The 17,096-nt window shown below is 46.2% G+C and carries 16 protein-coding genes; 8 read left to right on the top strand and 8 right to left on the bottom strand.

Features of this window, described 5'->3' with window-relative positions:
- Window positions 1-7: 7 nt before the first annotated feature.
- The 3 genes from cphA to ICN21_RS10860 all read left to right on the top strand — a co-directional run bounded on the left by cphA (window position 8) and on the right by ICN21_RS10860 (window position 3,353).
- Complete coding sequence (cphA, locus tag ICN21_RS10870; protein ID WP_216178435.1) at window positions 8-2,578, top strand: cyanophycin synthetase; 2,571 nt, start codon at window positions 8-10, stop codon at window positions 2,576-2,578.
- 152 nt (window positions 2,579-2,730) lie between these two features.
- On the top strand, window positions 2,731-2,964 hold the full coding sequence (locus ICN21_RS10865; protein WP_216178434.1) for an antitoxin: 234 nt from the start codon (window positions 2,731-2,733) through the stop codon (window positions 2,962-2,964).
- Window positions 2,961-3,353 (top strand): type II toxin-antitoxin system VapC family toxin, encoded by a 393-nt coding sequence (locus ICN21_RS10860; protein ID WP_255534302.1) that lies wholly within the window; start codon window positions 2,961-2,963, stop codon window positions 3,351-3,353. The genes ICN21_RS10865 and ICN21_RS10860 overlap by 4 nt, the downstream gene beginning before the upstream one ends.
- A 14-nt stretch (window positions 3,354-3,367) precedes the next feature.
- Here ICN21_RS10860 and ICN21_RS10855 read toward each other — a convergent pair whose 3' ends face one another.
- The gene (locus ICN21_RS10855; protein WP_216178433.1) at window positions 3,368-4,366 is read right to left on the bottom strand and encodes a class 1 fructose-bisphosphatase; all 999 of its coding nucleotides are present in this window, start codon (window positions 4,364-4,366) and stop codon (window positions 3,368-3,370) included.
- Between the two features lie 176 nt (window positions 4,367-4,542).
- Between ICN21_RS10855 and ICN21_RS10850 the strand changes: the two genes are divergently transcribed.
- Window positions 4,543-4,746, top strand: a complete 204-nt coding sequence (locus ICN21_RS10850) for a type II toxin-antitoxin system VapB family antitoxin (protein ID WP_216178432.1) — start codon at window positions 4,543-4,545, stop codon at window positions 4,744-4,746.
- 2 nt (window positions 4,747-4,748) lie between these two features.
- Window positions 4,749-5,132: a VapC toxin family PIN domain ribonuclease gene (locus ICN21_RS10845; protein WP_216178431.1), complete on the top strand. Its 384-nt coding sequence runs from the start codon at window positions 4,749-4,751 to the stop codon at window positions 5,130-5,132.
- A 15-nt stretch (window positions 5,133-5,147) separates the two neighbouring features.
- Here ICN21_RS10845 and pepN read toward each other — a convergent pair whose 3' ends face one another.
- The 5 genes from pepN to ICN21_RS10820 all read right to left on the bottom strand — a co-directional run bounded on the left by pepN (window position 5,148) and on the right by ICN21_RS10820 (window position 11,973).
- Entirely contained in the window at window positions 5,148-7,757 is a 2,610-nt protein-coding gene (gene pepN, locus ICN21_RS10840) for an aminopeptidase N (RefSeq protein WP_216178430.1), read from the bottom strand.
- A 44-nt stretch (window positions 7,758-7,801) separates the two neighbouring features.
- Window positions 7,802-8,377, bottom strand: a complete 576-nt coding sequence (locus ICN21_RS10835) for a TMEM165/GDT1 family protein (protein WP_216178429.1) — start codon at window positions 8,375-8,377, stop codon at window positions 7,802-7,804.
- A 54-nt stretch (window positions 8,378-8,431) separates the two neighbouring features.
- Window positions 8,432-9,550, bottom strand: coding sequence for an alanine dehydrogenase (ald, locus tag ICN21_RS10830; RefSeq protein ID WP_215296636.1), 1,119 nt, complete (start codon window positions 9,548-9,550; stop codon window positions 8,432-8,434).
- A gap of 12 nt (window positions 9,551-9,562) precedes the next feature.
- On the bottom strand, window positions 9,563-10,888 hold the full coding sequence (locus tag ICN21_RS10825; RefSeq protein ID WP_304609692.1) for an amino acid permease: 1,326 nt from the start codon (window positions 10,886-10,888) through the stop codon (window positions 9,563-9,565).
- A gap of 317 nt (window positions 10,889-11,205) precedes the next feature.
- A complete protein-coding gene (locus ICN21_RS10820) occupies window positions 11,206-11,973 on the bottom strand; it encodes a ThiF family adenylyltransferase (RefSeq protein WP_216178425.1) in 768 nt (255 codons plus the stop codon).
- 22 nt (window positions 11,974-11,995) lie between these two features.
- Here ICN21_RS10820 and pdxH point away from each other — a divergent pair, with 22 nt between their 5' ends.
- Entirely contained in the window at window positions 11,996-12,631 is a 636-nt protein-coding gene (gene pdxH / locus ICN21_RS10815) for a pyridoxamine 5'-phosphate oxidase (protein ID WP_215320008.1), read from the top strand.
- 12 nt (window positions 12,632-12,643) lie between these two features.
- On the opposite strand, the gene msrA is transcribed toward pdxH, so the two are convergent.
- Window positions 12,644-13,216: a peptide-methionine (S)-S-oxide reductase MsrA gene (gene msrA / locus ICN21_RS10810; RefSeq protein ID WP_215296632.1), complete on the bottom strand. Its 573-nt coding sequence runs from the start codon at window positions 13,214-13,216 to the stop codon at window positions 12,644-12,646.
- Window positions 13,217-13,265: 49 nt separating this feature from the next.
- Between msrA and ICN21_RS10805 the strand changes: the two genes are divergently transcribed.
- Complete coding sequence (locus ICN21_RS10805; protein ID WP_216178424.1) at window positions 13,266-14,663, top strand: aldehyde dehydrogenase family protein; 1,398 nt, start codon at window positions 13,266-13,268, stop codon at window positions 14,661-14,663.
- On the opposite strand, the gene leuE is transcribed toward ICN21_RS10805, so the two are convergent.
- On the bottom strand, window positions 14,664-15,341 hold the full coding sequence (gene leuE / locus ICN21_RS10800; protein WP_216178423.1) for a leucine efflux protein LeuE: 678 nt from the start codon (window positions 15,339-15,341) through the stop codon (window positions 14,664-14,666).
- A gap of 252 nt (window positions 15,342-15,593) precedes the next feature.
- Here leuE and ICN21_RS10795 point away from each other — a divergent pair, with 252 nt between their 5' ends.
- Entirely contained in the window at window positions 15,594-17,096 is a 1,503-nt protein-coding gene (locus ICN21_RS10795; RefSeq protein ID WP_216178421.1) for a DEAD/DEAH box helicase, read from the top strand.

Raw genomic sequence — 17,096 nt, 5'->3', positions numbered from 1 at the left:
GGCTTAATTGGAAATCACCCGTATTCGTATGCTACGTGGCCCCAATTTATGGAGCCGCCACACTGCCCTAGAAGCCATCGTTACTTGCGATCGTTCTGAGCGCTCGATTGATGCTATTCCCCAATTTGAAACGAAGATTCGTGAACGCTTTCCACAACTGGGAAGCATGCGTCGTGGTGGTTTAACTGAGCCTCTCTCATTAGCGCATGCGCTAGAACATGCTGCTCTGGGATTACAAGCTCAAGCAGGTTGTCCTGTGACTTTCAGTCGTACAGTTCAAACAATAGATGACGGCGTATATCAAGTAGTCGTTGAATACGTCGAAGAAGTTGTTGGCCGTATGGCCTTTGACTTTGGTTTTGCATTGATTCAAGCAACCCTAAACGATGCCCCCTTTGATTTAGCTGCGGCTCTCTCAGAGTTAGAAGCTTTGTACGAAGATGTGCGCCTTGGACCAAGCACTGGCTCAATCGTTGATGCAGCACTTCAACGTAACATTCCCTTCCGTCGCATGACCGAAGGCAGCATGGTGCAATTTGGCTGGGGTAGCAAACAAAAACGAATTCAGGCAGCAGAGACCAGCGACACCAGTGCTATTGCTGAAGCCATTGCACAAGATAAGGAGCTTACCAAAAATCTCTTGGCTGCGGCTGGAGTATCTGTGCCGATTGGTGAAGTTGTGACTAATGTAGATGATGCATGGCGTGCTGCCCAAAAGATTGGTGGCCCGATTGTGCTCAAACCAAAAGATGGCAATCAAGGAAAAGGCGTAGTTGCCAATATCCAAACCGAAGAAGAAGTCCGTGCAGGCTTTGAAGTCACCCAAGGCTTTGGACGCGAGACGATCGTAGAGCGTTATCTTCCTGGTGCTGACTATCGCTTACTCGTCGTTGGCAATCGCTTATCTGCTGCAGCCCGTCGTGAGCCTGCTCAAGTAGTTGGCGATGGCAAACACACTGTTGCAGAACTGGTTGAAAAAGAAAATCAAAATCCATTGCGGGGCGATGGACATGCAACAGCATTAACCAAGATTCGCTTTGACGATATTGCATTAGCTCATCTAGCAAGCTCTGGACTCACACCACAATACGTTCCTAAAACTGGTGAGCGCGTGTTATTACGCAATAATGCCAACCTCAGTACCGGCGGCACTGCTACCGATGTTACCGATGATGTTCATCCTGACGTAGCTGCTAGTGCTATAGCGGCCGCCCAGATGATTGGTTTAGATATCGCCGGCGTAGATATCCTTTGCGAATCCATTTACAAACCTTTAGAACAACAAGGTGGCGGCATTGTTGAAGTCAATGCTGCCCCAGGATTGCGTATGCATTTAAAGCCCTCCTACGGCAAAGGCCGCCCTGTTGGAGAAGACATTATTAATACGATGTTCCCGCCAGGCGAAGATGGTCGCATTCCAGTGGTTGCTGTGACGGGAACTAACGGCAAAACAACCACAGTCCGTTTAATATCCCACCTCCTCACCGAAACTGGTCTGAGGGTTGGCATGACTGGCACTGATGGCGTATATATCAATCATCGCCTGATTGATACCGGTGATTGCAGTGGCCCTAAAAGTGCGCGCAACGTATTAATGCATCCCGATGTCGATGCTGCTGTTCTAGAAACTGCTCGCGGCGGTTTATTGCGTGAGGGATTGGGCTTTGATCGTTGTGAAGTTGCAGTAGTAACCAATATTGGTGAAGGCGACCACTTAGGATTGAACTATATCTCTAGCGTAGAAGATTTAGCGATCCTAAAACGGGTGATTGTACAAAACGTAGCACCAACTGGTGCGGCTGTTCTCAATGGAGCAGATCCTATGGTTGCCAAGATGGGTGATAAGTGCTCTGGGCGGGTCATCTTCTTTGCCCAAAATCAACATCACCCCGTCATCACTGCGCATCGCGCCAAGAATAAGAAAGTCATCTTCTTTGATGGTACTTACATTGTTGCCTCTAAAGGATCGCGCGTGATGTATCGCTTCCCTGTAAGCGAAATCCCCCTCACCCAAAATGGCGTACTTGGTTTTCAGATTGAAAATGCTATGGCAGCCATTGGTGCTGCTTGGGCCTTAGGCCTTGATGCTGAGAAGATTGCGCGTGGCTTAAATAGCTTTGAGAGTACTGCCAACGCTGTACCAGGGCGCTTTAATCAATTCAAACACAAGGGAGCTACGGTAATTGCTGACTATGGTCACAACCCTGATGCGATGCGTGCTTTAGCAAGTGCTGTTGAATCTATGAAGCCCAAGAAAAGTCACGTGGTTATTAGTGGTGCCGGAGATCGTCGCGATGAAGACATTCGGGATCTCACGCGCATCTTGGGCAACGCTTTTGATAACGTCATCCTCTATCAAGATGCTTGCCAACGTGGTCGTGAAGATGGCGAAGTCTTAAAGCTTTTGCAAGAGGGCTTAATTGGCACCACGAAAGCCAAACAAGTGAAAGAGATCCATGGAGAATTCAAAGCAATTGATACTGCCTTGAATGAAGTCTCTGAAGGCGATGTTTGCTTGATTCTGATTGACCAAGTAGAAGAGTCTTTGGTCTACCTAAAGGAAAAGGTAAAGCCATAATCAATGAAGTAAAAATGGTAAACCCTATTTAAAAGGCCCAGTCTTATGATTGGGCCTTTTGCATTCTCAATCCTACTGAAAAATAGGCTTGCTAAATAGATTGAATCTCATTAAAGTATATATCACTGATACATATCAAAAGAGGGGAAATCATGGACATAGCCCAAATCTTCAAAACCGGTCGTAGCCAAGCGGTGCGACTTCCCAAGGAATATCGTTTTACAGATTCCGAAGTCACTGTGCAGCACTTTGCTGGCGGCGTCCTCCTCTTGCCAAAAAATGGTTTATTTACAGCAATTTGCGCGTCTTTAGACAGTTTTGAGCCAGGAATGCAATTAACTCGTGATCAACCAGAGCAACAAGATCGGGTGGAGATTGCCCCTTGATTTTGCTAGACACCAATATTTGCATCTACATCATCAATCAAAAACCACCTAGCGTTCTAGAGCGTTTCAAATCATTTCAGTCTGGCGAGATTGGTATATCTACCATTGTTGCTGCGGAGCTCGCTTATGGCGTAGAAAAAACAAATTCAATCAGAAATAAACAGGCACTCAATTTATTTCTAGCACCAATGACTATTGTTCCTTTTGATACCAACTGCATTTGGGCCTATGCTACATTGCGCGCTCAGTTAGAGAAACAAGGGCAGCCCATTGGTTCGCTAGATACGATGATTGCAGCACAAGCGCTAGCATTAGACTTACCGCTAGTCACTAATAATCTCAAAGAGTTTTCAAGAGTTTCTGGCTTAAAGCTAGAAAACTGGGTTTGATTTTTTAATTCACTTTATGCGTGGTAATGCTGTAAACGATCAATCTCTTCTTTAGAACCCAGCATGACGGAGACACGCTCATGCAAATCAGTAGGTTGTAAATCCATAATCAGATCTTTACCATTTGTAGACGCACCACCTGCTTGTTCAACCAAGAAGCTCATTGGATTGGCTTCATACATTAAGCGCAATTTGCCAGGCTTATGGGGCTCACGTTGATCCCAAGGGTACATAAAAACACCACCACGGGATAAAACACGATGCACATCAGCCACCATCGATGCAATCCAGCGCATATTAAAATCTTTTTCACGCGCACCACCTACACCAGCTAAACACTCTTCTACATAGCGGCGCACTGGGTCAGCCCAATGACGCATATTAGACATATTGATAGCAAATTCTTTAGTAGAGTGCGAAATCGTGACAGCATCTTTAATCAACAAGAACTCACCGGTCACTTTATTTAAGGTAAACATCACTACGCCATCACCCAAAGTTAAAGCCATCGTTGTTTGAGGGCCATACACCACATAACCCGCCGCTACTTGGTGACGACCCGATAATAGAAAGTCAGAGGTTTGTAATGGCGCTTGTGGATCTTGCTTTTTGAGAATCGAAAAGATCGTGCCGATAGACACATTCACATCGATATTGGAAGAGCCATCTAATGGATCAAACAATAAAAGATAGTCGCCGGTACCTTGCACTGGTACTGGTAATTCCATTTCTTCAGACGCCAGCCCAGCAAGTGACTTACAAGCTTTAACGCCCTCAATTAATAAATCGTTGGCAATGATGTCTAGCTTTTGCTGAACTTCACCTTGCACATTACCAGTGCCTGCGGATCCTAATAAACCAATTAAAGCTCCTTGAGCGACTTCATGACTTAAGGTAGAACAAGTATTAACAACAGCAACCAGCAAATCTTGTAGTCCAACGGGAATTGCTACGCCCTGAGATTTAGTTGTTGCTAGATATTGCTTGAAATTTGTATGGGTACTGGAAGACAAAGCGATTTCTCCAAGGTGCTATTGAGATTAGGGTCTATTTTGCCCTGTAATGAAAGTTTTACCTAAAAGAAGGTTCTTATTTGCTTTCGATCTAATTTTCCTCTTTTCAAGACTAAAATCATCGTATATGATGACTTAATTGATGTTATTTTACATCAAATTTGATGAGAATAATCATGAGAACTACAGTAACCATTGATGACGACCTATATCAAAGCGGGCTAGATCTTGCTGATCCTGGCATGGATAAGGCAGACCTTTTCCGTGAAGCCATGAATGTATTTGTACGGGTACAAATCGCTAAACGACTTGCTGCTTTAGGGGGCAAGGCGTCCCAAATGAAAAACATCCCTCGGCGCAAATCCAATGGTGCTCAATAAATATGGCGATGGTTTTAGCGGATACCTCAGTGTGGGTATCTCACTTCAGAAAATTGAATCCATCATTTACGTCTTTGTTAGTAAACGATCGAATTCTATGCCACCCTCTAATTTTGATTGAGCTTTCATGCGGATCTCCTCCATCGCCACGCTCAAGAACTCTAGATTATTTAAAAAAACTGCAGCAAGCTACTGTAGCCACTACCGAAGAAACATTGCAGTTTATTGAAACGCATAAACTTCATGAATCCGGATGCGGTGCAATTGACATCTCTCTGATTGCCTCCACTCTTCTATCAGAAAATGCACTCATTTGGACTCTTGATAAACACCTTGAGTCACTAGCGATCCAACTTGGTATTTCTTATAACCAACAACTTCACTAAGGAAGCCATAAGAAATCACTCCCCCAAAGCCTTACCAATGACCTCGCGCACATCTGGCGAGAGGGTTGGGCATGCAGCCACCCGCTCTAAGGCAGTCTTCATCTTGCCTTGATAAGGCTCTGCAAACAGGCGCCAGCGATCCAATGCTCTAGCGAGGCGCGCAGCAACTTGTGGATTAATGGGATCTAGAGCTAAGACACTTTCAGCCCAAAAAGCGTAACCACTGCCATCAGCTTGATGAAAGCTTGCTAGATTGTTGGCACAAAAAGCATGAATCACACTACGTACACGATTTGGATTGTTCAGCTTGAATGCTGGGTGCTCACGCAAACGTTTGACATCAGTAAGAGTTAGCTCAAGTCCATCAACCGGTGGACGGCTCGATTGCAATGCAAACCACTTATCAATTACCAGAGCATCGTTTACAAAGCGACTAAAGAAATCATGCAAACAATCATTGGCAGGCGTAGCACCATGAATGACTAATGTCGCCAATGCGGCATAGCGATCAGTCATATTGTCAGCAATTTGATATTGATTTGCTGCCATTGGCGCCCAAATCTTTGGATCAGCCTCAAGCAACATACTGAGAGCGAGATTTTTGAGCGCACGCTTTCCTGAATCAAGAGCATCAGACTTAAATGGTCCAGGCGTTTGGTTCTGCTGATAAAGCGCAGCCCACTCTAGTTGCAACTGCTTAGCAATTTCTCTTCGGAATGCACGACGTGCAGCAAAGATTTTTTGGGGATCTACACTAGAGCACTGCTCATATAAATAAGACTCTGCAGGCAGCGTCAAAGCAAGCTCTTTAAATGCAGGATCTAAATCGGGATCGAGCAATAGATTGCGGTAAGTGTCAATCAGACCAGCATCAGGCAAGCGATTGTTCAAAATCATTTGCATGGCTAGTTTTTGACCCGCCTCCCAGCGATTAAAAGGATCATCATCGCCAGAGAATAAGGTTAAGAGATCTACCTCGCTTTGCTCAAAATCGATGTTAATTGGCGCAGAGAAATTACGATTAATAGATAGAACGGGACGCTCAGTGAGATTGTCAAAGGTCCATGACTGAGTTGGTTCAGTAAGCTCTAGTAATTGCTCTGTTTGATCATTGGCAGCATTAATCAAGCGGATCTTTAACGGAATATGAAATGGCTTTTTCTCATTCTGACCAGGGCTTGGAGCACAGCTTTGCGTCAGAGTGAGTTGATACTGATGATTGACCGCATCATAGTGCTCTGCCACTTTCACCCGTGGCGTACCTGCTTGGCTATACCAGCTTCTGAACTGAGTGAGGTCTTTGCCGTTAGCATCAGCCATCGCCGCTAAGAAATCATCACAAGTGACCGCCTGTCCATCATGGCGCTTGAAATACAAATCCATACCCTTGCGAAAACCTTCTCTGCCCAGCAAGGTCTGATACATTCGGACAACCTCTGAACCCTTTTCATATACGGTAACGGTATAGAAGTTATTAATCTCCTGATACTCATCAGGGCGAATGGGATGGGCCATCGGACCCGCATCCTCTGGAAATTGCAATTGACGTAGCAATCTCACATCTTCGATACGCTTAACCGCCCTGCCAGACTTAGTACCCATTTGATCTGCGGAAAACTCTTGATCCCTAAAGACAGTTAGGCCTTCTTTGAGAGAAAGTTGAAACCAATCTTGGCAGGTCACCCGATTACCGGTCCAGTTATGAAAATACTCATGGGCTACAACGCTTTCAATATTGGCAAAGTCAGCGTCTGTTGCAGTTTCAGCTTGGGCTAGAACAAATTTGGTATTGAAGATATTCAAGCCCTTGTTCTCCATCGCACCCATATTGAAGTCACCTACTGCAACAATCATGAAACGCTCAAGATCCAACTCCAAACCAAAGCGCTTTTCATCCCAATGAATCGAGGCAATCAATGAATCCATTGCATGACGGGTCTTCTTTAGATCATGCGGTTCAACCCAGATCTGTAATAACTTTTTGGCACCACTGCTAGTAGTGATGGTTTCTTCCATGCACTCCAACTTGCCAGCAACTAAGGCAAATAAATAAGAGGGTTTTGGAAATGGATCTTCCCAGCTTGCGCTATGCCAACCGTTGGGTAACTTCTCTTCTTTTAATAAATTGCCATTTGAAAGGAGTACAGGGCATTCAGCTTCACGCGCTCGCAGAGTCACACGATAACGCGCCATCACATCAGGGCGATCTAAGAAATAAGTAATCTTCCGAAAGCCTTCTGCTTCACATTGCGTAAAGAAGTTCCCATTCGAAACATATAGTCCCATGAGGCTGGTGTTCTTATTGGGAACGCACACTGAAATAATTTCAACAATGAATTTATCTTTACCTTCATTTGGCAAAGAATGAATACTCAAAGTTTCTGGGGTGAGTTCAAAATGGCGATGCGCTTCGCCATTAATCCGTAAACTCACAAACTCCAACTCCTGACCAACCAACACTAAAGGTGCGCCAGGTTCAAAACTTTTGCCTGGTAATACTTCGATTTTGCTTTTCACGATCGTGCGGGCGGGATCTAAAGCAATATCCAACTCAACTTGGTCAAAGGTATATACGGGGGGAAGATATTCGAGCCGACGAAAGCTCTGAGGCAGATCAGTTTTCATCTGACTATTTTAAGTCGAGAGATCCCCAAATGTAGAGGATTAGCTTAACTCCATGCCAGAGTGGCCACACCAATAGCAATAAACGTGATTGCTGCAACAGCATGCACCCATTTGATTGGCATACGTTGGGTAAATTTCTGACCAATCCATACCGCTGGGGCATTAGCCAACATCATCCCCAATGTAGTGCCGATCGTTACCGAAACCACATCCTCATATCGAGCACCCAAAGCAATAGTTGCAATTTGCGTCTTATCTCCCATCTCAGCCAAAAAGAATAGGACAACCGTCAGCATCAATACCTGAAGCGCACGATCGGCCACTTTAGAATCTGCCGCATCATCAATATGATCGGGAACCAAAAGCCATAAACCAATCCCTAAAAAACTGGTGCCCAAAATCCAACGCATCACATCTGGAGAAACTAGGGTCATCAGCCAGTGTCCAAGTAAGGCAGCGCAGGCATGGTTTGCAATCGTGGCAATAAAAATACCTGCAATGATGGCTAGTGCTTGCCTAGGGTAGCGAGCAGCAAGCATTAAAGAAAGTAAATGGGTTTTGTCACCCATCTCCGCTAATGCAACTACACCAGCGGAGAGGGTTAAGGCTGAAACGTCCATGGATCTTGTGGCTTTAATGAGTAAGTATCTAGCCAGTGTAAATCCTTCAGGTGACTAGACTACAAAGAGCTCCTCCGCAAGAGCAAAGTCAAGACCCTGAGCCTGTGCGACAGGCTGAGAAGTCAAAACACCTTTATGAACACTCAAGCCATTGCGTAGGTGATGGTCAATCGATAATGCCTTCACCACCCCACGATTAGCTAACGCCTCTACAAAAGGATAGGTTGCATTGGTTAATGCAAAGGTAGATGTCCTTGCGACTGCACCTGGCATATTGGCTACGCAGTAATGCAGTACTCCATCCACCAGGAAGGTCGGATCTGCATGAGTGGTCGGTTTCGATGTTTCAAAGCAACCGCCCTGGTCAATCGCAACATCCACAATCACCGCACCTGCTTTCATTTTCTTGACCATCTCTCGTGTCACCAGTTTAGGTGCAGCAGCACCTGGCAAAAGAACGGCGCCAATCACCACATCAGCCTCACACACTTCTTGTTCAATTAACAAACTATCAGAATAAAAAGTGCGTACGCGATTGCCATAGAACATATCAATCTGACGCAGGCGATCAATATCGCGATCGAAGATGCAGACATCTGCGCCCATACCTACTGCCATTTGTAAAGCATTGCGACCGACTACTCCACCACCCAAAATCACAATCTTAGCCGGCGAGACACCAGGTACACCTGCCATCAATACTCCCAAACCACCATGGGTTTTTTCTAAATGGGAAGCTGCAGCCTGAATCGACATTCGTCCTGCTACTTCACTCATGGGAGCAAGTAAAGGCAAAGCGCCATTCATGGCGGTAACCGTCTCATAAGCAATACATGTCGCGCCGGATGCTAATAAGGCTTTGGTTTGGGCTGGATCTGGCGCGAGATGTAAATAGGTAAATAAAATTTGATCCTCACGCAGCATGGCACATTCTTGTGGCTGGGGCTCTTTCACCTTCACAATCATCTCTGCCTTCTGAAATACTTCTGCTGCACTGTTGATCAAAGTAGCACCTGCAATACGATAGGACTCATCACTCAAACCAATTTGCATCCCAGCACCTCTTTGAATCAATACCGAATGCCCTTGCTTACATAAGCCACTGACATTACCTGGTGTGAGGCCCACCCTAAATTCATTATTTTTTACTTCTTGTGGAACGCCAATAATCATTGCTATCTCCTGTTATTTAAATTGACGACTATTTTTTGTTTTACGGTGCAAGCCAACGATGTAAAACATCGCGAGATACACCCCTAATAGACATGGGCCTAATATCAAGGCCATGCGCGCATCTTCATGAAAGCCCATCAGCACTACTACTAAGAAAATAAATGCCAGAGCAAACCATGAGGAATAAGGCCACCAAGGTGCGCGGTAACCCAATTCAGCTACTTGCGCTTTGCTTAAAGAGCGACGGAACTTCATTTGGGTAAACAAGATGGCAATCCATACCATCAAGCCCACAAAGGTGACCGCTGCCATGATGTATTGGAAGGCCTTATCAGGCACAAAGTAGTTCAGTACTACGCCTGACATACAAACTGCCACAGTTACTATCACCGCACGATGCGGAACACCATACTTTGAGAGCTTGGCAAAAGACGTTGGGGCATAGCCGTTTGAAGACAAAGCATACAAAAGGCGACCACCGCTGAAGATGCCAGCATTGCATGATGAGAGAGCCGCAGTGATCACTACGAAGTTGATCAACCCGGCTGCCTCGCGTAAGCCGATCCGCTCAAACATCACCACAAATGGACTGCCCTGCTGACCTACCTCATTCCATGGAAAGATCGCTAAGATAACCAAGATCGCACCCATATAGAAAATGAGGATGCGCCAAGCTAAAGAGTCAATCGCCATGGGTATCGTTTTCTTCGGATTCTCCGCCTCTCCAGCAGAAAGACCAATCATCTCGATGCCAACGTATGCAAATAAGACCATTTGCAAAGAGAGCAGCATACCGCTAATGCCATTAGGGAAGAAACCACCATGCTGCCAAAGATTACTCAGGCCGATTGGCTGCCAATCATTCGTAAAGCCAAAGAGAATGACTGATCCACCCAATGTGATCATCGCCACAATGGCTACCACCTTAATGAGCGCAAACCAAAACTCAAACTCACCAAATACTTTTACGGCAATGAGATTGATCAGACCCATCATGACGATCGACGATAACGCCCAAACCCATTGAGGTATCTCTGGAAACCAGATCCCCATATAGATCCCAACTGCTGTGACCTCGGCGATTCCGACCACAATCCAGTAGGTCCAATAACCCCAACCCACCATATACCCCGCTAGTGGTCCAACATAGTTATTGGCGTAAGCAGCAAAAGAGCCTGCCACGGGCTCATGCACCGCCATCTCACCTAGAGTGCGTAATACGATGAATGCCACGATTCCGGCAAGTAGATATCCCAAGAGAATGGACGGTCCAGCGATTTGTATTGCACTCGCAGATCCCAGAAATAATCCAACGCCAATCGTTGAACCTAAGGCCATTAGACGAATGTGCCTTACTTTAAGGTGGCGTTTCAAGCCGGTTTGTTCAGTCTGCAAAAGAGACCTCCTTTCGATTTGTCGTTGGCGGTTTACCAACGAAGCAAAGTCTAGGGAGGACTTGTCATCTGCACTAGGGGATAAAAATAACTAAAGTGACTAAATGATCAAAAGTAAATACTCAGCAAATATAAATTGCTTTTAAATCATGAGGCATCAGATTCGTTTGCTGGATATGACTGCAACAGAATCAGTAATTTCCTACAGGGAATCCCCTTAAGGATTTATAGGAATTTTTCTGAACTAACTGGTCAATGCCATTATTTTTGATCTTGACCGATCAGATTGAGGATCTCTGCAGCAGCAGCTAAACCGCAAGCGGCCGTAACCATGACAGTTGAGCCGTAACCAGAACAAGCCAAACCGCCGGTACTAGCACCAGCACGAGGCTCATGAGAGTAGATGGCTCGAATACCAATCTGGTGTTTTAGGTTTCTAGAGAAACCATGGTCCTGCCGTAAGCCTTGGCGTACTTTGGCTAGCAAGGCATCTTGTTCAGTGCGGGATAAATCATCACAGCGTACCGAAGTAGGATCAGTTTTTCCGCCTGCTGCACCACATATGACTAAAGCGCGCTGATTTTTCCGAGCCCAAACTGAGAGTGCAATTTTGGTTTGCACTGAATCAGTAGCATCCAAAACATAAGCATTCAAAGGAATAATACGGTCGAGATTCTCTGGCTCTAAAAATTCATCACAGGCAGTTAATTGAATTTCAGGATTGATTTGCAAAATACGTTGGGTCATTGCTTCGACTTTAGCCTTGCCATACTGACCATCGAATGCATGTAACTGACGATTGGTATTACTCTCTGCAATATGATCAAAATCGACCAGTACTAAATGGCCAATGCCAGTTCGTGCCAGCGCTTCTGCGGCCCAAGATCCCACGCCACCAAGGCCCGCTACTACAACAGTGGCATTCTGAAAGCGGACACGCAACTCAGATCCATAGAGTCTAGAAACCCCTCCGAAGCGGCGCTCTTCAACACCACCTTCACCCACGTTTTCAATCTTGTCTTCTGCCATAGCTTCTCTTTATACTGAATAAATGGACTCTATTGCTCAACTCCGTAAAAACTACACCTTTGGTCAGCTTTCAGAATCTGAGGTTCCACGCAATCCTTTGCCGCTGTTTCAGCTTTGGTTTAACCAGGCCATCACAGCAGAGTGTCCTGAACCCAATTCCATGACCTTAGCTACCGCCGATAAAGCCGGAAATCCCTCTGCCCGTATTGTCTTACTAAAAGGTGCCGACGAAAATGGCTTTACCTTTTTTACTAATTACGAGAGCCAAAAGGGTAAAGAGCTTGCTGTACGCCCTCAAGCCGCACTCCTCTTTCATTGGCATGAGTTAGAACGCCAAGTCCGTATTCAGGGAGTTGTCGAGCGCGTTAGCCCAGAGGAAAGTGATCAGTATTTCCATTCTCGTCCTCCAGCATCTCGCATTGGTGCCTGGGCTTCTCCCCAAAGTACTGCCATTCCAAACCGAGAGTTTTTAGAAGAAGCTGAAAAACGCTTCAAGTCCGAATTTGGTGATGAACCTCCCCGCCCTGAGCACTGGGGTGGTTATCGCCTAAACCCAACCGAGATTGAATTTTGGCAAGGGCGTCCTTCTAGGCTGCACGATCGCATTCATTACAAGCGCGATGGCAGCAATTGGAAAATCAATCGCCTTGCTCCTTAAGCACCTTAGCGATTAAGCATACTTTGGCGCAATCAGCGATTTAAATTTCGCTCTAAATTTCGCCAACTTTGGTGCCACTACAGCAGCACAATACCCTTGATGGGGATGTTGCTGGAAATAGTTCTGGTGATAATCTTCAGCTGGGTAAATTGTTGGCGCATCATCAATTTGCGTCACGACCGGATCCGCATAAACTTTAGAATTCTCCAACTCTTGCACGACCTCATGAGAAATCTTGGTCTGCTCGTCACTATGGGTAAAAATCACCGAACGATATTGCGTCCCACGATCATTACCTTGATAGTTCAAGGTGGTAGGGTCGTGAATCACAAAGAAGATTTCCAGTAGATCTCTGAAAGAGATTACCTGGGGATCAAATTGAATATCAACAATTTCTGCATGGCCTGTGACACCTGTGCAAATGGATTCATAAGAGGGGTTGGGTCTAGCGCCCCCAGCATAGCCCGAGACGACACTGTTCACGCCTTGAATCTGCTGGTAAACAGCCTCAAGACACCAAAAACATCCTCCGCCTAGGGTTGCTCGCTCTAAGGAAGGTGGGTTTTTATCAGTAATTTCAGTCATGGCTTTATCCTAATACCTTATTTACATGTTTGCCAACTATTAATCCGCTATGAATCGCTTCACTATCCAGTTTGATGAAATCAAAGCAGCCTACGCAGCTGAACACAACCCCACCCTAGAAGTGAGGCTCGAGCGCATTGGTCGAATTGAAAAAATGATTGCGGCCAATGAAGAAAAGCTATGCAAGGCCTTGATCGCTGATTTTGGCGTTCGCCATCCGATCGAAACTCGCCTCGCTGAATTTCAGATGGTGTATCAAGCCTGTAAATACACTCGCAAGCATCTAAAACACTGGATGAGACCAGTACCCATGGAAACACCCTGGTATATGGGTTCTTCAGAGGCTTGGCTAGAGAACCAATCGATTGGCGTTGTTGGTATTATGAGCCCTTGGAACTACCCAATACAGTTAGCTCTTCTTCCCGCTATTGCTGCATTAGCTGCTGGTAATCGCGTTTGGCTAAAGCCCTCCGAACGGAGCTCACGTACCTCTGGATTTTTGGCAGGCTTAATTCAAGAATACTTTCACCCTAGTGAATTTTGCGTCAGCACTGGCAGTTCTGATGTAGCGGAACCATTTGCCGCTCTACCATTTGCCCATTTATTGTTTACCGGATCAGAGGCTATAGGCAAAAAAGTGATGCGCGCAGCCGCAGAAAACCTAACACCAGTGACACTAGAACTTGGCGGCAAGACCCCTGCCATTGTTGATACCTCTGCAAAACTTAAGGATACTGCTGCAGCGATTGCTTATGGCAAGTTGCTCAATAGCGGTCAAACTTGTATTGCGCCCGACTATGTCCTCATTGAAAGTAGCAGTCAGGCTGAGTTCATTCAAGAACTGCAAGCAGCAGCACAGACTCAATTTAGTAACCCAGAAGAGCTGACTGGCCCGATTGATGATGCCCAGCTAGAGCGTTGGCAGCACCTTGTTAGTGATGCCGTGGAGCGTGGTGCAAAAGTCATCCCGCTATTGAATAATCCTGCTGCAGGCGGAAGACGCTTTGAACCCCTTGCTTTAATTGATATTCCTCATGATGCTCGGGTACTGCACGAAGAAATTTTTGGCCCGATTTTGCCAATCATCACTGTAGCCAATACTGTAGCGGCTATCGCTTATGTCAATAGCAAACCGAACCCTTTAGCCTTGTACTGGTTTGGTAAAAACAAAAAGCATTTGCAGCAAGTGATAGAGAACACGCGCTCTGGTGGCATCACTATTAACGATGTCTTCTTGCATGCCACCGTTGATTCCTTACCTTTTGGTGGCGTGGGGGCTAGCGGCATGGGCAGCTATCACGGTAAAGCAGGCTTTGATACCTTTAGTCACCAAAAACCAATTCTTCAAGTGCGTGGGCTGTTTGGCACAAGCCTCTTAAAAGGCACTCAAGCTGTGCGTCCGCCTTATGGAAAAAAAGTGGAGCAGTTGTTGCGTCGCTTAAAGTAGTCAGTCAACCATTAAACGAATTGCAAATCCAATGAATAGGATGCCTGCAAGTATCCATAATGCCGCAGTAAAGCGGTAGTGATGCTTGAAATACTTTGAGAAAAATTGCCCAATAAAGATAAGCCCTGTTAGATGGGTCATGCTCATTATCTGCAGAACCGTTGCAAGGTAAATAAAAGTCAGAGCTGGATGTGCAAAATCTGGCCGAATAAATTGCGAGAAGAAAGCGATAAAGAAAAAGATTGCTTTAGGGTTTGTTAAAGAAAGTGAGAGTGCAGCGAGCAGCGGATGTAATTGCATTAAGCGCGCTTGAATCTCAAATACTTTTGAATGCGATTGTATCGTCCAGCGCTGTTGCCCGCTTCGTAGCAAACCTATTCCTAACCAAACCAAATAGATTGCCCCGATGATGCGTACACACTGAAATAGTAAAGGTGAGGACATCAAGAGTGATGCGGCTCCTAGCGCAACAGCGCTCATCAACACCAAATCGCCGATGAATATTCCAAGCGCACCCCAAGCGCCAGCACGCCAACCCCTTTGCGTTGCAATCGTTAATACATAAAGCGAATTAGGGCCAGGTAGCAAGATGATGAGCAGCGTCCCAAGCAAATAACTTGAGAAGTCCACGATTCCTGCATTTGAAGGTGATAAGAGGCTTAATGTGAACCATTCCATCGCAACATCATAATTAATTCGGGAAAACCCTTGTAATCACAGTCTCAAACTGCCATAATAAGAGGCTTTTTTAAGCAATATGATTCATCGCCCCCCAGCTCTATTTCAGCGTATCGTTTAGAAGTTATAAACACCGAAGTTAAAAAAACGCGCTGCCGCTTGTCTGATGGTCGATGCCTTTGACCATCGCACCCTATAAAAAACCATGGGTGCAACATACGGAGACATCCCTTTAAGGGGATGTGTAATAGCATGACTTTTTCTAAAGAAACTAAACCTGAGTCGAATGACTCAAAGAGCACTGGAACTGAATTCCAGAATTTCGCCTTAGCGGCGCCACTTCTTAAAAACGTTGCTGAACTGGGTTTCACCCAAGCTACTGCTGTGCAAGCTCAGGTTATCCCTGCTGCTTTGGCCGGTGGTGACTTATTGGTCAGCAGCCAAACCGGTAGCGGTAAAACCGCAGCCTTTTTATTGCCCTTAATTAATCAACTGATTGAAAGCAACCCAAATAATTCACCTATACCCGGTCGTGCACAACCAAAAGTATTAGTGCTCTGCCCTACTCGTGAGTTAGCGCAACAGGTTGCCGCCGATGCAGTGAACTTAGTTCGTGGCATGAAAGGCATCCGCATCGCTACTGTCATGGGTGGTATGCCTTACGGCAAACAAATCCAAGCATTAAAAGGTGCATTGCTAGTTGTTGCAACCCCAGGTCGTTTGCTCGACTTGTGCGATAGCAAAGCAATTCGCTTAGATGATGTTAAGCAGCTCGTGATTGACGAAGCTGATCGCATGCTCGACATGGGATTTGCTGATGATCTAGAAGCGATTGACAAACGTTGTGCTGGTCGCAACCAAACCTTGATGTTCTCTGCAACTTTTGCGCCCAAGATTATGTCTTTAGCAAACGAGTTGACTACAGATGCTAAGCGTATCGAACTTGCTCACGCCGGTGAAAAGCACGCCAACATTGAGCAGAAGTTGCACTGGGCTGACAGCATGTCACACAAGCACAAACTCCTTGAGCATATTTTGGCTGACGCCTCTTTGGATCAAGCGGTTGTCTTTGCAAGCACTCAAGTAGAAAGCGAAAAGATCGCTGATACCTTGCGCGCTAATGGCTACGAAGCTACTGCCCTGCACGGTGCAATGCCTCAAGCTGTGCGGATGCGTCGTCTCGAATCACTTCGTAAAGGTCATACCAAGATTTTGGTAGCAACCGACGTAGCGGCTCGTGGTATTGATGTGCCACGCATTAGTCACGTCATTAACTTTGGTCTGCCAATGAAGCCCGAAGACTATACACACCGCATTGGTCGTACAGGTCGTGCTGGTCGTAATGGCGTTGCAATCACTTTGGTTGAACATCGCGATCGCGCCAAGATTCGTAATATCGAACGCTTTACTCAACAAGATATTGTTGCTTCAGTCATCGCAGGTCTTGAGCCACAAGCCAAGCCTAGCTTTGGTGGTGGCGGTGGCCGCCCTGGTGGTGGTCGCTCTGGCGGCGGCTTTGGCGGTAATCGCTCAGGCGGCAGTGGTCGCTATGGCTCCGGCGCTCGTTCTGAGTCACGCTTTGGTGGCGGTGGCGGCGGTAATACAAGTGGAAGCCGCTCAGGCGACTCCCGTCCAGCTCGCTCAGCGGATTCACGTCCCGCACGTGCTGCGGATTCACGTCCCGCACGTCCGGCCGGCCCACGCTTTGCCAAACCAAAGTCTGGCGGCCAACGTCGTAACTTTAGCGGTAGCTAA

The sequence above is a fragment of the Polynucleobacter sp. AP-Feld-500C-C5 genome (genome assembly GCF_018882265.1).
Classification (GTDB): Bacteria; Pseudomonadota; Gammaproteobacteria; order Burkholderiales; family Burkholderiaceae; genus Polynucleobacter.
Note: the sequence above shows the minus strand (reverse complement) of the source record. Positions and strands in the feature narration are given on the sequence as shown.

Bases quoted from the DNA above. Each gene is read 5' to 3' on its own strand.
- ICN21_RS10795 (WP_216178421.1), top strand. From the start codon at position 15,594: ATGACTTTTTCTAAAGAAACTAAACCTGAGTCGAATGACTCAAAGAGC.
- pepN (WP_216178430.1), bottom strand. From the start codon at position 7,757: ATGAAAACTGATCTGCCTCAGAGCTTTCGTCGGCTCGAATATCTTCCC.
- ICN21_RS10845 (WP_216178431.1), top strand. From the start codon at position 4,749: ATGGCGATGGTTTTAGCGGATACCTCAGTGTGGGTATCTCACTTCAGA.
- ICN21_RS10825 (WP_304609692.1), bottom strand. From the start codon at position 10,888: ATGGCCTTAGGTTCAACGATTGGCGTTGGATTATTTCTGGGATCTGCG.
- ICN21_RS10865 (WP_216178434.1), top strand. From the start codon at position 2,731: ATGGACATAGCCCAAATCTTCAAAACCGGTCGTAGCCAAGCGGTGCGA.
- ICN21_RS10850 (WP_216178432.1), top strand. From the start codon at position 4,543: ATGAGAACTACAGTAACCATTGATGACGACCTATATCAAAGCGGGCTA.
- ICN21_RS10835 (WP_216178429.1), bottom strand. From the start codon at position 8,377: ATGGACGTTTCAGCCTTAACCCTCTCCGCTGGTGTAGTTGCATTAGCG.
- pdxH (WP_215320008.1), top strand. From the start codon at position 11,996: ATGGACTCTATTGCTCAACTCCGTAAAAACTACACCTTTGGTCAGCTT.
- msrA (WP_215296632.1), bottom strand. From the start codon at position 13,216: ATGACTGAAATTACTGATAAAAACCCACCTTCCTTAGAGCGAGCAACC.
- ICN21_RS10805 (WP_216178424.1), top strand. From the start codon at position 13,266: ATGAATCGCTTCACTATCCAGTTTGATGAAATCAAAGCAGCCTACGCA.
- ICN21_RS10820 (WP_216178425.1), bottom strand. From the start codon at position 11,973: ATGGCAGAAGACAAGATTGAAAACGTGGGTGAAGGTGGTGTTGAAGAG.
- ald (WP_215296636.1), bottom strand. From the start codon at position 9,550: ATGATTATTGGCGTTCCACAAGAAGTAAAAAATAATGAATTTAGGGTG.
- leuE (WP_216178423.1), bottom strand. From the start codon at position 15,341: ATGGAATGGTTCACATTAAGCCTCTTATCACCTTCAAATGCAGGAATC.